Raw genomic sequence first — 13,750 nt, forward strand, 5'->3', positions numbered from 1 at the left:
GGCTAATGTAATTTTTCGCCTTGACCATACGATCCGGCACGATGCGAACTATGCCGCTCAAGGGAGAGAGTTTGGCTCATGGGACTTGTCTACCTGCACGAGGCCGCGATCCAGCGTGCCCTCTCGCTGCCGGCGACCGCGCTCGAGCACCCCTTCGGGCCCGAGTACGACGTCATCAAGGCGCTCGGGAAGATGGTCCTGTTCGCCGCGTTCCTGCAGCGCGAGCCCATCGTGGTGCTCAAGGCGGACCCGGACGATGCGCGGATGCTGCGCGAGAACATCGCCGGTATCGATCGCGGCTATCACATGAACAAACGGCACTGGATCACCGTGCGCGCGCATCCCAGCGTGGACCGCGCCCTGCTCGAGGATCTGGTGACCGACTCCTACCGCCTCGTGATCGCCTCCCTGCCGAGGTCGCGGCGGCCGATCGACCCGGAGACGTTCGAGGGGCCGTGACGAGAGGGTGTCGCGCTGCTGAGGCCGGCGGGTGGATCGACCGTCGCAGCGCCGAGACCAGCGGACCGATCGACCGTCGCAGCGCCGAGACCAGCGGACCGATCGACGCTGTCAGCCGCCGAGTATCTCCCGCTCGCTCATCCGGCGGAGGCGGGCAACCCGCTCCTCCGTCGGCGGGTGGGTGGAGAACAGCTGGCCGAGGCCGCCGCCGGCCCGGAACGGGTTCTCGATCATCATGTGCGCGCTGTCCTGGAGCTCCTGCTCCGGCGGCAGCGGCCGGGCCTGCACACCGCGGGAGATCTTCTCCAGCGCCGAGGCGAGCGCCTGCGGATCACCTGTCAGCCGGGCACCGTCGTGGTCCGCGTCGTACTCGCGGGTGCGGGAGACGGCCAGCTGGATCAGCGTCGCCGCGATCGGCGCCAGGATCATCGCCAGCAGCGCGCCGATGATCCCGCCGCCGCCCTCACGCCCGCGACCGCCGAACCACAGCGCCATCTGGGCGAGGGAGGTGATGACCCCGGCGATGCCGGCGGAGACCGAGCTGGTGAGGATGTCGCGGTTGTAGACGTGCATCAGCTCGTGGCCCAGCACTCCGCGCAGCTCCCGTTCGCTCAGCAGCTGGAGGATGCCCTGCGTGCAGCACACGGCGGCATGGCTCGGGCTCCGGCCGGTGGCGAACGCGTTGGGCTGCGCGGCCGGCGAGATGTAGAGGCGCGGCATGGGCTTGCCGGCCCGGTCGGCCAGCTCGCGCACGATCCGGTGCAGGCCAGGAGCCTCGTGCTCGGAGACCTCGACGGCCCGCATCGAGCGGATCGCGATCTTGTCGCTGTTCCAGAAGCTGATGGCGGTCCCGACCAGGCCGATCAACGCGAAGATCCACAGCGCGCTGCCACCGATGAGCCAGCCCACGGCCAGCAGCACGCCCCACAGCAGCCCGATCAGAGCCGCCGTCTTGACCAGGTTCCCGACGCTGCGTCCCACGATCTCCCTCCCTCGATGCGCTTGTGTATCGAGAATAGATCCGGTGGCTCGCAGCCGGTAGGGAGTTCGCTGTGGGATGACGGCGCGGTTCACGCCCGCGCGACGCGCTGCCGCGCGGTTCGGCCTGCCCCTGGTTGCCCGCGGCTCACGCCCGCGCGAGGATCGCCTCGGCGAAGGTCTCCGCGACGTCGGGGACGAGGTGGAGGTTGAAGAAGGGCTCGAAGAGCTCGGCCTCCAACAGCACCAGCCCGTGCTCCGCGGAATTGACGGTGTCGATCCGCCCGTACAGCGGCGCGGCCAGTCCGGTGACCTCCGAGACGGCCGCCAGCACCCGCTCGGCGAATGACCGCTCGAGCGTGGAGGTCTCGACCACGACGGGGCGCTCCTGGTAGGTCCCGCCGCGCAGGCCGCCCCCGCGGGCGAGCAGCGCGCCCTTCGCGATCGCGTGCGTGACGTGGCCGTCGACCACGTAGAGCGCCTTCTCCCGGCCCTCGGACAGCTCGGGCACCTCGGGCTGCAGCATCACCACGCCGTCCTCGGCCAGGATCACGCGGGCCAGCTCCGCAGCGGCCGGGTCGTCATGCGCGAAGAGTCCGGTATGGAGGGAGCCGGCGCCGACCGCCGGTTTCACGACCACGTGGCCCGGCGCTCCGGTGCTCCCGGTTGCCCCGAGCTCCGTCAGTGCCGACGAGAACGACTGGAGATCCTGGTGATACGTGGTGGGCACGACCGGTACGCCTGCGGCGTCGAGCTGTGCGAGGTAGCGCTTGTCCATGTTCCAGCGCACCAGCTGCGGTTCGTTGAGCACCCGCGTCAGACGGCCCGCCCGGTCGAGCCAGGCCTCGAACTCCTCGGCCCGCAGCACGTAGTCCCACGGCGTACGGATCACGGCGAGGTCGTAGGAGGACCAGTCCACCGCGGGATCGTGCCAGATGGCGCGCTCCGCCTCGGCGCCGCGCCGCAGCAGCGCCTCCAGCAGCGGCGTGACATCCCGTTCGGGATCGGTGTCGACGCGGAATCCGGCGTCGGTGACGACGATGGCGATGCGGGGCATGGCTCGAGATTACCGGCGGGGCACCGCGGCCGCGGGCCACGTGGCCTCGCCGGGCATCGCGGCCGCGGGATGAGGGCGGCGCATCGAGGGTCGTGACGGCGAACATGCCGTTCGGCTCCTCGAGCACCCCCTCGTTGAGGCCGTTCAGCGCGGCCCATACCGGCCTAATCGAGGGGGTGCTCAGATGGGGAGCACCAGGTGCAGGCGGGCGCAGCTGGGGGTGCTCAGATGGGGAGCACCAGGTGCAGGCGGGCGCAGCTGAGGGTGCAGTGCGGGCGCATACGACGAAGCGGGGGCTGTGGCAGGTAAGCGGGGGCTGTGGCAGGTATGCGGGGACGCGGGCAGGGCGCCGCCGCGCCCTCTCTGAATATGCATCGGATGGATACAGTTGCACCATGGACGCCCGGATCGTCGGGTGTCCGTTTGTCGGACAACTGATTTCAGCGCCATGACCTGCTGCTCGTGATCATCCAGTGATCATACAGGTGGCTATGGGGGAGCCGCTGTGCGAGGATCTATGCGGTCCCCAGCGTGAGAGCGACGTGCTGGAGTGTGCCCTGTGAGGGGTGCAGATCCGGTTCCGGCCTCCGTGTGCACGTCCCCGGAGCAGATGCGCGGCATCGCCCGGGTCGACGGCGGACGGCGCACGCACGGGGGCCGATTGCCGGTCGGCCGCCGTGGGGAGTCACTGCGGCCGAGCGCGCCCGCCCATGCCCTGAGCGTGGCGGGCGGACCGGCGCGAAGTGCCCGTACTGCTGCGACGAAAGGACCCTGCATGCCGCCCGCCCCAGGCGACATCTCCCAGCTCGGAACCGTCGGAATCCTCGTCCTGCTGCTGCTGTTCTACGGCGGCACGATGTGGATGTCCGTGACGATCTCCCGCAAGAAGGAGAACGCCGACGGCTACATGACCGCCGGCAACCGCATCGGCTTCGGCGTCTCGGCCGCCTCGATGACCGCCACCTGGATCTGGGCGTCCTCGATGTACGCCTCGGTCACCGCCGGCTACACCTACGGCGTCTCCGGGCCCATCCACTACGGGCTGTGGGGCGCCCTGATGATCCTGTTCATCTACCCCTTCGGCAAACGGATCCGAAAGGTCGCGCCCAAGGCGCACACGCTCGCCGAGGTCATGTACGCCCGCCACGGGCGCTCCTCGCAGCTGATGCTCGCCGGCTCCAACGTGCTCGGCTCGGTCATCTCCCTGACCTCCAACTTCATCGCCGGTGGCGCGCTGATCGCGATGCTCTCGCCGCTCAGCTTCGGCGTCGGCATCCTCATCGTCGCCGCCGGTGTGCTGCTGTACACGCTGTGGTCCGGCTTCCGCGCCTCGGTGCTGACGGACTTCGCGCAGGTGGTGGCGATGCTCGGCGCCGCCGTCGTGATCATCCCGGCGGTGTTCTTCGTCGCCGGCGGGCCCTCGATGTTCACCGAGGGCGTCGAGGCCGGTCACGTCACCCCGGAGCAGGGCAACTTCTTCTCCTCGGACGCGTTCATGAACCAGGGCGCCCCGTACATCGCCGCCGTGCTCGCCTACGCGATCGGCAACCAGACGATCGCGCAGCGGCTCTTCGCCGTGCGCGAGGACCTCATCAAGCCCACCTTCATCACTGCCACCATCGGGTACGGCGGCACCGTGATCGGCGTGGGCATGCTCGGCGTGATGGCCCTGTACCTGGGCATCTCGCCCATGGACGGCGACGTCAACAACCTCATGCCGCAGATGGTCGGCAGCTACCTGCCCCTGATCCTGGTCGCGATCGCCTTCGTGATGATCATCGGCTCGCTGTCCTCGACGGCGGACTCGGACCTCTCGGCGCTGAGCTCCATCGTCATGGCCGACATGTACGGCCAGTCCGTCGGCCGCGACAAAGCCAATCCGCGGACCATGGTGTTCATCGGTCGCGCGACCATGATCGTGGCCACCGGCGCCGCGCTGTACTTCGCCACCGCGAAGTTCAACATCCTGGACCTGCTGGTGTTCGTCGGCGCCCTGTGGGGCTGCCTGGTGTTCCCGGTGATCGCCTCCTTCTACTGGCAGAAGGTCACCAACTCCGCCTTCACCGTCTCGGTGATCGCCGCGCTCGTGGTGTTCCTGCCCGTGCGCTTCCAGTGGATCCCGCTGACCGGCGCCTGGGCGCTGGTGGTGGAGCTGCTCGCCATCCTCGGCGTCGGCGTGGTGCTCGGCATCATGGCCTTCGGCTTCTTCGGGCTGCGCCCTGCGCTGGTCACCGGCGTCGTCGCCACGATCGCCCTGCTGCCGCTCGGGTTCGGCTTCTTCCGCGACTACGAGACTCTCAGCGGCTCGCTCGTGGCCTACTCGGTCTCGTTCCTGGTCTGCTACCTGATGAGCTTCCGCTCCGGCCGGGATTTCGACTTCTCGGTGATCCGGGACGTCACCGGCGACTTCGACCACGAGGACGAGGCAGCCGACGCCAGTGCGCCGGCCGACGACGGGGAGGGGCCGTCCCTCGACGCCGTCCCCTCGCGCGACTGACCGACCATCCCCGCGGCGGGGCTGCGCGCCCCGCCGCGCCCGACCTCCACCCCTGGAAGGAGACACAGCCATGGCTGCAGCCCTGACCCTCTACGTGCTCATGTGGCCCGTGATCGTCGCCGGCGTCCTGTTCGCCGTCGTCCGCGGCTTCCTCAAGGACATCCGTGCCGCCCGCAAGGAGGGCAAGACGGTCATCTGATCCGTCCGGCGGCGATCCGAGCCGTCCCCACGCCGCAGCGCCCGCCGGCTTCGAGCAGAGGGGCCGACGGGCGCTGTTCTGTGTCGGGGGTCGAGCGGATCAGGGCACGATCCAGCCGGCGGCCCGGAACAGCTCGTACCACTCGGCGCGGGTCAGCGGGATCTCCGAACCGGCCGCGGAATCCTGCACGCGCTGCGGGGTCGTCGTACCCAGCACCACCTGCATCTGCGCCGGGTGCCGGGTGATCCACGCGGTCGCGATGGCCTCGGGGGCGACGTCGTACTTCGCGGCCAGGCGGTCGATGACGGCGTTGAGCTCGGGGTGCTTGTCGCTGCCCAGGAACACGCCGTCGAAGAAGCCGGCCTGGAACGGCGACCAGGCCTGGATGGTGATGTCGTGCAGGCGGCAGTAGTCCAGGATTCCGCCGCCGTCGCGCACCAGCGCCTGGTCGGTGCCCTGCATGTTCGCCCCCACGCCCTGGGCGACGAACGTGGAGTGGGTGATCGACAGCTGCAGCTGGTTCGCCACGATCGGCTGGTTCAGGTGCTTCGCCAGCAGGTCGATCTGCCGCGGGGTGTGGTTCGAGACCCCGAAGCTGCGCACCTTGCCGGACCGGTGCAGCTCGTCGAACGCGCGGGCGACCTCCTCGGGCTCGACCAGCGCGTCGGGACGGTGCAGCAGCAGGATGTCGATGTAGTCGGTCTTCAGTGCCTTCAGCGATCCCTCGACCGATTCGATCAGGTGGTCGTAGGAGTAGTCGAAGTACGGGCCGTCGGGCACGATCCCGGCCTTGGTCTGGATGGTGACCTGCTCGCGCTCGGAGGCGCTCAGCGCCATCGCCTCGGCGAAGCGCGCCTCGCACGTGTGCTTCGCCCCGCCGTAGACGTCGGCGTGATCGAGGAAATCGATCCCGGCATCGCGCGCGGTGCGGACCAGGGTCCTGATCTCGTCGTCGGACTTCTCCGCGATCCGCATCAGTCCCAGCACCACGTTGGGTGCGGTGATGTCGGTGTGCGGCATGGTGAACTGCTTCATGGATGAGCCTCCGGGCGCAGGGGAACGGATGGGCCGCACCGCTCGGCGGCGCCGCCGAGGTCGAGCCTATGCTCCTCGACCCTCGGGGCGCATGGCAGTCCGTCGTCGGCCCCGTGCGCTGGACCTCCGTCTCAGGGAGCGTTTTCCGAGGGGCGGGACGGCGATGCGACCGGAACGGGCCCCGGCATAGGCTGTGCTCAGTGAGCACCCCCTTCCCCTCCTCCCACGTCCCACCGACCACGACACGACGGGAGAAGGCAGGTGCCCGCCTCACCCTGACCCTCGCCTCGCTGGTGATGATCGGCCCCTTCTCGATCGACACCGTCTTCCCGGCCTTCACCCGCATCGGCCAGGAGTTCGGCAGCGACGACGTCGCCCTCCAGCAGCTGGTCTCCGCCTACCTGGCGGCCTTCGCCGTGATGTCCGTCTTCCACGGGCCGCTCTCGGACGCCCTGGGCCGCAAGAAGGTCATCCTCGGCGGCCTGGTGATCTACATCCTCGGCATGTTCGGGTGCATCCTCGCGCCCAACATCGGCAGCCTGGTGCTGCTGCGCGTGCTGCAGGGGATGAGCGCCGGCGCGGCCACCGTCGTCTCCCGCGTGATCATCCGCGACATGTTCTCCGGCTCCGAGGCGCAGCGGCTGATGTCGCGGGTGATGATGATCTTCTCGGTCGCCCCCGCCCTGGCGCCCATCTTCGCCGGCTGGCTGCTGCTGCTGGGCGACTGGCGCTGGGTGTTCGCCGGCGTCGGCATCTACGCCCTGGTCGTGCTGGTCCTGGCGCTGCAGCTGCCCGAGACCCTGCCGCCGGAGGCGCGCACCCGCCTGCGGGTCGGCGCCCTGCTGGGGTCCCTGGCCCACGTCGGCCGCTCGCCGGTGATGCTGCGGGTCGCCGCGGCCTCCGCGTTCGGCTTCGCCTCCCAGTTCGTGTTCATCGCCGCCGCCTCGATCTTCATGGTGGACCTGCTGGGTCTGGGCGAGCAGGACTTCTGGGTGCTGTTCGTCCCGCTCATCATCGGTATGGTCTCCGGCGCCTGGGTGGTGGGCCGGGTCGCCGACCTCATGGAACGCAGCCGGCTGATCACGTTCGGCTACCTCGGCACGTTCCTCACCGCGGGCGTGAACCTGCTGCTGGTCTCCCTGGCCCCGGAGTACACCGGCGGGCTGACCTGGTCGCTGCTGCTGGCAGTGGTCGGGCCGATGCTGATCGCCTTCACCGTCGCCCTGATCTTCGCCCCCATCCAGCTCGAGGTGCTCGACCTGTTCCCGCACCAGCGCGGATCCGCGGCCTCCCTGGGCACCTTCTTCGCTCTCGTCCTCAATGCCGTGCTGGCCGGGCTGATCGCGCCGCTCGTCGCCACCAGTCTCGTCTCCCTGGCTCTGGCCTCGCTCGGGTTCTCGGTGCTCGGCGGGGCGTTCTGGGCGTGGCATCTGCGGGCGGTGCGCACCCCGTCGGCCGTGTGAGCGGCCGCGCACCCGGGTAGAGTCACCAGCGCACGTCAGGCACCGATCGGCCTGTCGCTCCGGCAGGCCGTCGGTCAGGCGCCGCTCCCTGAGCTCGACGACGACGGAGGACCCCGTGAACACCATGCCCAGCGATGCCCCCTCGGACGATCACACCGTCAACGGCCCCGACCGGAACCTCGCCCTCGAACTGGTCCGCGTGACCGAGGCCGCCGCCATCGCCGGGGGCCGCTGGGTCGGCGCCGGCGACAAGAACCGGGCCGACGGCGCCGCCGTCGACGCCATGCGCTCCTTCATGGACACCGTCCGCATGAACGGCACCGTCGTCATCGGCGAAGGGGAGAAGGACGAGGCCCCGATGCTGTTCAACGGCGAGAAGGTCGGCGACGGGAACGGGCCGGACGTCGACGTCGCGGTCGACCCCATCGACGGCACCCGCCTGACGGCGATGGCGTACAACAACGCCCTGTCGGTGTTCGCCGTCGCCGAGAAGGGGAGCATGTACGACCCCTCGGCGGTGTTCTACATGGAGAAGATGGTCGTCGGCCCCGCAGCGGCCGAGTTCGTCGATCTGCGCCTGCCCATCCGGCAGAACATCAACCTCGTGGCCAAGGCGCTCGGCAAGCCCGTCAGCCAGGTCAACGTCTGCGTCCTGGAGCGGCCCCGCCACGAGGCGCTCGTCCGCGAGATCCGCGAGGCCGGGGCGCGCGTCAAATTCATCATGGACGGCGATGTCGCCGGGGCCATCGCCGCCGCCCGCGGCGCCGGCGTGGACATGCTGCTGGGCACCGGAGGCACCCCCGAGGGCATCATCGCCGCCTGCGCGGTCAAGGCCACCGGCGGCATCCTGCAGGCCCGCCTCGCCCCGAAGGACGACGCTGAACGCCAGCAGGCGCTCGACGCGGGCCACGACCTCGAGCGCGTGCTGACCACGGACGATCTGGTCACCTCCGACAACTGCTACTTCGCCGCCACCGGCATCACCGACGGCGACCTGCTCAGCGGCGTGAAGTACCAGGCCGACCGGATCACCACCGAGTCCATCGTCATGCGGTCCACCTCGGGCACCGTGCGGATCGTCGAGGCCGAGCACCGTGCCGAGAAGTGGGCCCGCTGGATCGCCGTGTGAGGGAGTGCGCGCCGGTCCGGGGCTGTGAGTCGCACTGCAGTGGGGGCCGGGGCGAGCTCAGGCGGCTCTAACCTGAACCCATGCCCTCCTCAGACGAAGCCCTCGCCCCGGCTCCGGACCGGGCCCCGGCGACGGACGGCGCCCCGGCGATGGGCCGCGCCCCAGTCACGGGCCGCGCCCCGGTCACGGAACAGGCCACTGACCAGCAGGTCCATGTCGCCGTCGACCTGATCGTGCTGACCCTGCGCGGGGGTCGGCTCAACGTGCTGCTGGTGCGGCGCGAGGACGAACCCTTCCGCGACGCGTGGGCGCTGCCCGGTGGCTTCGTACAGCTGGACGAGGACCTCGAGGACGCCGCCTACCGGGTGCTGGCCGACGAGGCCTCGCTCGGGGACTTCACCGTCCACCTCGAACAGGTGCGCACTTTCGGTGCCCCGGACCGCGACCCCCGCGGCCGCGTGGTCTCGGTGGCCTTCATGGCCCTCGGCGCGGACCTTCCCGATCCCCAGCGCGGCGAGGACGTCGCCGACGCCCGCTGGTGGCCCGTCGATGATCTCGCGGCGATCGACCTGGCCTTCGATCATGACGTCGTCCTGGACAGTGCCGTCGAGCGGGCGCGCGCGAAGCTGGAGTACACGACGCTCGCGGTCACCTTCCTGCCGCCGGAGTTCACGATCTCCCAGCTGCGCGGGGTCTACGAGAGCGTCTGGGGCACGACGCTGGACGCCGGCAACTTCCATCGCAAAGCCACTCGCACCGAAGGCTTCCTGGTCGAGCTGGACCGCCATGCCGCGCCGACGGGCGGGCGCCCAGCGCGGCTGTACTCCGCCGGTCCCGGCACCGCACTGATCCCGCCGCTGCTGCGCTCGGGGCAGTAGGCGGCTCCCGGCAGCTGGCCACGCATCGTGGCAGGATCGCTGTGTGACCACCACCGACGCCGCCCCCGCTCACCCTGATCCCGCCAAGGCCGCGATCGCCGCGTCCTACCGCGACCGACGGGACGACGTCCACGCCCTCGCCCGCGCAATCCACGCCGACCCCGAGATCGCGTTCGAGGAGCAGCGAGCACACGACCGCTGTGCGGACCTCCTCGAGGACGCGGGCTTCGCCGTCGAGCGCGGGATCGCGGAGCTGCCCACCGCGTTCCGCGCCACCTACGGCAGCGGATCCCTGGTCGCCTCCCTCTGCGTCGAGTACGACGCCCTGCCCGAGATCGGCCACGGCTGCGGGCACAACCTCATCGCCGGCTCCTCGCTCGGCGCCGCCCTCGCCCTCGCCGGCATGGTCGACCGCCTGGACGTGACGCTGCAGGTCATCGGTACGCCGGCGGAAGAGCACGGCGGCGGCAAGCAGCTGCTGATCGAGCGCGGCGTGTTCGAGGGAGTGCATCTGTCGTTGATGTCCCACCCCACCGCGCACACCGGGACCTATGACGTGCTGGGCTCGACCAGCCAGGCCGTCGGCCGCTGGCGCGCGACCTACACCGGTCGCGGCGCCCACGCCGCCGCCAACCCCACCGACGGCGTGAACGCGAACGATGCCGCGGTGATCGCGCAGGTCGGGGCCGGCCTGCTGCGCCAGCGGGTCAAGGACGGCCAGCGCCTGGCCCTGGTGCCGCAGCAGTCCGGGGTCACCAACATCATTCCCGAGACCGCGGTGATCGACCTCGAGTGCCGGGCGCTGACTATGCCGGAGTTCGAGCAGCTGCGCGAGAGTCTGTTCGCCTGCCTCGAGGCCGGAGCCGTGGGCACCGGCTGTTCCCTGGAGATCGCGGCCTCCGAGCCCGTCTACGAGCCGCTGCTGCAGGACGAGGTGCTGGGCACCGCGTGGAACGAGGCCATGGAGGTACTGGGGCGCCCGCTGGAGGGCTCGCTCGGCGTCATGGCGGCCTCCACCGACATGGGCAACGTGTCCCAGCGCGTGCCGGGCCTGCACCCGTTCGTCGGGATCACCGGAGCCGGCGGTGCCCTGCACACGCGCGAATTCGCCACCCATGCCGCCAGCGAGCAGGGATACCGGCTGATGGACGATGCGGCCGTGGCGATGGCCTGGGTGATCCACGACGTCGCCGCCGACCCCGAGCGCCGCGCCGCCATCCTCGCCCGTGCGGCCGAGCTCGCCGGCGTCCACGACGACGGCTGAGGCGGTCCGGGCCGGGTCCGGTCCGTCCCCGATCGATGAGCAGCGGGATCAGGTCGCGAGATCGACGGGCAGGACGCGGCGCAAGATGTCGGAGAGGGTGACCACTCCGACGAACCGCTCGCCGTCGTCCATGACCGCGATCAGCTGCTCACGGCCATCGCGCGCCCGTGCGAGCGCGTCGTAGACCGGCGTGGACGCGGCCAGGGTGAAGGCCGGGCGGGCCAGATCCCGGGCGGGACGGTCGGCGGATTCCAGGAGCACGTCGCGCACGTGGACGACGTGCGGGGCGCCGCGCGGGTCCTCCACCAGGATGCGCATGTGATGCGAGCGGGCCGCGGCGGAGCGCACGTCGGCGACCGTGGCGTCCGCGGGAACGGTCGTCGGCCGTTCGCGTCCCTCGACGAGGTCGGCGAGCCGGAGTTCGGCCAGTTCCAGAGCGCCGGACAGCTGGGGATGGAACACGGGGTCGAGAGTGCCGCTTGAGGAGGAGTGCTCGACGAGCTGGCGGATGGTGGCCGCGTCCTGGCCGCCGACGGCGGCCCGCTCCGCCGGCGTGACCCCGCTCGCGGCGACCAGCCTGTTGGCCACGGCGTTGACGAAGACCAGCAGCGGCCGGACCACCGCCACGAACAGGCGCGAGGGCACGCCGATCAGCTTCGCCGAGAGCTCCGGATGGGCGATCGCCCAGGACTTCGGTGCCATCTCGCCGACGACCAGGTGCAGGAAGGTCACCAGCAGGAGCGAGAAGGCGAAGGCGGAGACGTCGGCGAGGGAAGCGGGCACGCCCCACCCGGTGAGCACCGGCCCGACCCACGCGTCGACCGCCGGCTTGGTCACGGCGCCGAGGGCGAAGGTGCAGGCTGTGATGCCGAGCTGTGCACCGGCGAGCATCATGGTCAGCTCGTTGATGCCGCGGAGGGCGGCCCGCGCCGAGCGACTCGTCGGCGCCTCCGTCTCGAGGCGGTGCCTGCGTGCCCCCAGGAGCGAGAACTCGATGATCACGAAGAACGCACTGAGCACGATCAGGGCCACGGTGACCGCCGTGACCACGAGGGGATTCGTCATCGCTGCTCCTCCTCGTCCGTCGTGGCCGATGACCGGTCACCGCGGCTGTCCGGTTCCCCGCCCTCGGAGCCTCCATCAGCGCTCTCGGATGCTTCGACGACTCCCTCGGATGTCTCGGCGGCTCGCTCTGCCGCGTCGTCCGCCTCGGTCAGCCGCAGGTGCAGCTCGCTGGGGACATGTCGGGCCACCTCCCGCACCACGATCTCCAGGGCCCGTCGCGGAGGTTCGTCGAGGATGAGTTCGCGGGGATCGGGCGGGAGCTCGACACGCACGACCTGCCCCGGTTCGGGAAGCTGTTCGTGCGTCGCGATCACCAGGCCCGCGAGTGTCTCGTAGTCACCTTCGGGCAGCTGCGCGCCGATGGCGCGTGCGACCTCGTCCACGTGGACGTCACCGTCCATCGTCCACGCCGTCTCCGACTCCGACTCGATGGACGGAGGAGGCTCATCGTCGTGCTCGTCGCCGATCTCCCCGATGAGTTCCTCGGCGAGATCCTCCAGGGTGAGGATGCCGGAGAATCCGCCGTACTCGTCGATGATGCATGCCAGCTGACGACCCGACTCCGTCATCGCGTCGAGGGCTTCGGGCAGAGGGGCCAGAGTGGGCAGCACGAGGGGATCACGCATCACGCCCGAGACCGGGGCATCCCCGAGGTCATCGCGCTCGAGCAGGTCCCCGAGCTGGGCGACTCCGACGGGTTCCTCGTCCTCGGAGAGCACCGGGTACCGGGTGTGACCGCCGGCCATGCGCCCGTACAGCTCGGCGATCGTGGTCTCCGGAGTCACGGTGCCGGCGCGGGAGCGGGGGATCATGGCGTGCTCGACCGTGCGATCGGGGAACTCGAGGACCCGGTCGATGAGCATCGACAGCTCTTCGGGGAGATCTCCGCTCTCGCGGGAGTCGGCGACGATCCGGTCGAGGTCGGCCGCGGTGGCGGTCGTGTCCACGTCGTGGACCGGCTCTATGCGCAGCAGGCGCAGCAAGGCGTTCGCCGCGTGGTCGAAGACCGTGATCAACCATCCGAAGGCGGCGAGATAGATCCGGGTCGAGCGCGCCAGGGCGCGGGCCAGGGGCTCCGGCGCGGCGATGGCCAAGTTCTTCGGATAGAGCTCACCGAAGACCATCTGCACGACGGTGGCCACGGCCAGGGCGCTGACCGTGCCCACCGAGATGCTCACCACCGAGGGGACGCCGACGCCGCCCAGCATCATGCCGAGCGAGCGGCCTACCAGCGGTTCGGCGACGTACCCGACCATCAGGCCGGTCACGGTGATCCCGAGCTGGGCTCCCGAGAGCATGAACGAGGTACGGCGCGTCACCGCGAGAGCTGCTGCGGCCGCCTTGTCGCCTTCCTCCGCGCGCGCTCGCAACCGCGCCCGATCCACAGACATGTAGGCGAATTCCTGGGCGACGAAGTAGCCATTGGCCGCGATGATCGCCGCCATCGCGAGGATCCCCAGCAGGAGCAGGACGAGGGCCTCGATCATCGCCTCGGCCCCCAGGGGCCGAGGCCGGCGGGGTCGCCGGCCCTCAGGCGGTCATCGGATGCGGTCGAGGTGCAACAGTCGCCCGGGTCATCAGGAGACCCGGGGCGGCTCGAAGGTCGGCCCATGGCGGTGATTCTCACGCTCCTGGTGTGTGGTGACAGGAGCGTACAAGATCGGCGGCCGGCGTCATACAGCAATGGTCCCGAGTCCTCTGCGACGTCGCGGCGCGGCCGACCGGC

12 protein-coding genes are annotated in these 13,750 nt (G+C 70.3%); 7 read left to right on the forward strand and 5 right to left on the reverse strand.

What is annotated here, in order from left to right:
- Positions 1-78 precede the first annotated feature (78 nt).
- Positions 79-459 carry an MmcQ/YjbR family DNA-binding protein gene (locus ACFQRJ_RS08995; RefSeq protein ID WP_377018674.1) on the forward strand — a complete coding sequence of 127 codons (381 nt, stop codon included), beginning with the start codon at positions 79-81 and terminating at the stop codon, positions 457-459.
- A 111-nt stretch (positions 460-570) separates the two neighbouring features.
- On the opposite strand, the gene htpX is transcribed toward ACFQRJ_RS08995, so the two are convergent.
- Both htpX and ACFQRJ_RS09005 read right to left on the reverse strand, forming a co-directional pair.
- On the reverse strand, positions 571-1,440 hold the full coding sequence (gene htpX, locus ACFQRJ_RS09000; RefSeq protein ID WP_377018675.1) for a zinc metalloprotease HtpX: 870 nt from the start codon (positions 1,438-1,440) through the stop codon (positions 571-573).
- Positions 1,441-1,585: 145 nt separating this feature from the next.
- Entirely contained in the window at positions 1,586-2,494 is a 909-nt protein-coding gene (locus tag ACFQRJ_RS09005; protein ID WP_377018676.1) for a RimK family alpha-L-glutamate ligase, read from the reverse strand.
- 775 nt (positions 2,495-3,269) lie between these two features.
- On the opposite strand from ACFQRJ_RS09005, the gene ACFQRJ_RS09010 reads away from it, so the two are divergent.
- Both ACFQRJ_RS09010 and ACFQRJ_RS09015 read left to right on the forward strand, forming a co-directional pair.
- Complete coding sequence (locus ACFQRJ_RS09010) at positions 3,270-4,991, forward strand: sodium:solute symporter family protein (protein WP_377018677.1); 1,722 nt, start codon at positions 3,270-3,272, stop codon at positions 4,989-4,991.
- A gap of 70 nt (positions 4,992-5,061) precedes the next feature.
- On the forward strand, positions 5,062-5,190 hold the full coding sequence (locus tag ACFQRJ_RS09015; protein ID WP_377018678.1) for a putative transporter small subunit: 129 nt from the start codon (positions 5,062-5,064) through the stop codon (positions 5,188-5,190).
- 99 nt (positions 5,191-5,289) lie between these two features.
- Here the strand turns inward: ACFQRJ_RS09015 and ACFQRJ_RS09020 are convergent, their stop codons facing one another.
- Positions 5,290-6,225 carry an aldo/keto reductase family oxidoreductase gene (locus tag ACFQRJ_RS09020; protein WP_377018679.1) on the reverse strand — a complete coding sequence of 312 codons (936 nt, stop codon included), beginning with the start codon at positions 6,223-6,225 and terminating at the stop codon, positions 5,290-5,292.
- 200 nt (positions 6,226-6,425) lie between these two features.
- Here ACFQRJ_RS09020 and ACFQRJ_RS09025 point away from each other — a divergent pair, with 200 nt between their 5' ends.
- The 4 genes from ACFQRJ_RS09025 to ACFQRJ_RS09040 all read left to right on the forward strand — a co-directional run bounded on the left by ACFQRJ_RS09025 (position 6,426) and on the right by ACFQRJ_RS09040 (position 10,959).
- Positions 6,426-7,688 (forward strand): multidrug effflux MFS transporter, encoded by a 1,263-nt coding sequence (locus ACFQRJ_RS09025; RefSeq protein WP_377018680.1) that lies wholly within the window; start codon positions 6,426-6,428, stop codon positions 7,686-7,688.
- Positions 7,689-7,812: 124 nt separating this feature from the next.
- Complete coding sequence (gene glpX / locus ACFQRJ_RS09030; protein ID WP_377018999.1) at positions 7,813-8,817, forward strand: class II fructose-bisphosphatase; 1,005 nt, start codon at positions 7,813-7,815, stop codon at positions 8,815-8,817.
- Positions 8,818-8,966: 149 nt separating this feature from the next.
- Positions 8,967-9,695 (forward strand): NUDIX domain-containing protein, encoded by a 729-nt coding sequence (locus ACFQRJ_RS09035; RefSeq protein WP_377019000.1) that lies wholly within the window; start codon positions 8,967-8,969, stop codon positions 9,693-9,695.
- A 43-nt stretch (positions 9,696-9,738) separates the two neighbouring features.
- Positions 9,739-10,959 carry a M20 family metallopeptidase gene (locus tag ACFQRJ_RS09040; RefSeq protein ID WP_377018682.1) on the forward strand — a complete coding sequence of 407 codons (1,221 nt, stop codon included), beginning with the start codon at positions 9,739-9,741 and terminating at the stop codon, positions 10,957-10,959.
- Positions 10,960-11,007: 48 nt separating this feature from the next.
- On the opposite strand, the gene ACFQRJ_RS09045 is transcribed toward ACFQRJ_RS09040, so the two are convergent.
- The gene (locus tag ACFQRJ_RS09045) at positions 11,008-12,024 is read right to left on the reverse strand and encodes a CNNM domain-containing protein (protein ID WP_377018683.1); all 1,017 of its coding nucleotides are present in this window, start codon (positions 12,022-12,024) and stop codon (positions 11,008-11,010) included.
- A complete protein-coding gene (locus ACFQRJ_RS09050; protein ID WP_377018684.1) occupies positions 12,021-13,511 on the reverse strand; it encodes a hemolysin family protein in 1,491 nt (496 codons plus the stop codon). The genes ACFQRJ_RS09045 and ACFQRJ_RS09050 overlap by 4 nt, the downstream gene beginning before the upstream one ends.
- Positions 13,512-13,750 lie beyond the last annotated feature (239 nt).

Origin of the sequence: Brachybacterium sp. GCM10030252 (genome assembly GCF_042666535.1) — a bacterium.
Lineage (GTDB): Bacteria > Actinomycetota > Actinomycetes > Actinomycetales > Dermabacteraceae > Brachybacterium.

Bases quoted from the DNA above. Each gene is read 5' to 3' on its own strand.
- ACFQRJ_RS09045 (WP_377018683.1), bottom strand. From the start codon at position 12,024: ATGACGAATCCCCTCGTGGTCACGGCGGTCACCGTGGCCCTGATCGTG.
- ACFQRJ_RS08995 (WP_377018674.1), top strand. From the start codon at position 79: ATGGGACTTGTCTACCTGCACGAGGCCGCGATCCAGCGTGCCCTCTCG.
- ACFQRJ_RS09015 (WP_377018678.1), top strand. From the start codon at position 5,062: ATGGCTGCAGCCCTGACCCTCTACGTGCTCATGTGGCCCGTGATCGTC.
- ACFQRJ_RS09020 (WP_377018679.1), bottom strand. From the start codon at position 6,225: ATGAAGCAGTTCACCATGCCGCACACCGACATCACCGCACCCAACGTG.
- ACFQRJ_RS09035 (WP_377019000.1), top strand. From the start codon at position 8,967: ATGGGCCGCGCCCCAGTCACGGGCCGCGCCCCGGTCACGGAACAGGCC.
- ACFQRJ_RS09050 (WP_377018684.1), bottom strand. From the start codon at position 13,511: ATGATCGAGGCCCTCGTCCTGCTCCTGCTGGGGATCCTCGCGATGGCG.
- glpX (WP_377018999.1), top strand. From the start codon at position 7,813: ATGCCCAGCGATGCCCCCTCGGACGATCACACCGTCAACGGCCCCGAC.
- ACFQRJ_RS09010 (WP_377018677.1), top strand. From the start codon at position 3,270: ATGCCGCCCGCCCCAGGCGACATCTCCCAGCTCGGAACCGTCGGAATC.
- ACFQRJ_RS09005 (WP_377018676.1), bottom strand. From the start codon at position 2,494: ATGCCCCGCATCGCCATCGTCGTCACCGACGCCGGATTCCGCGTCGAC.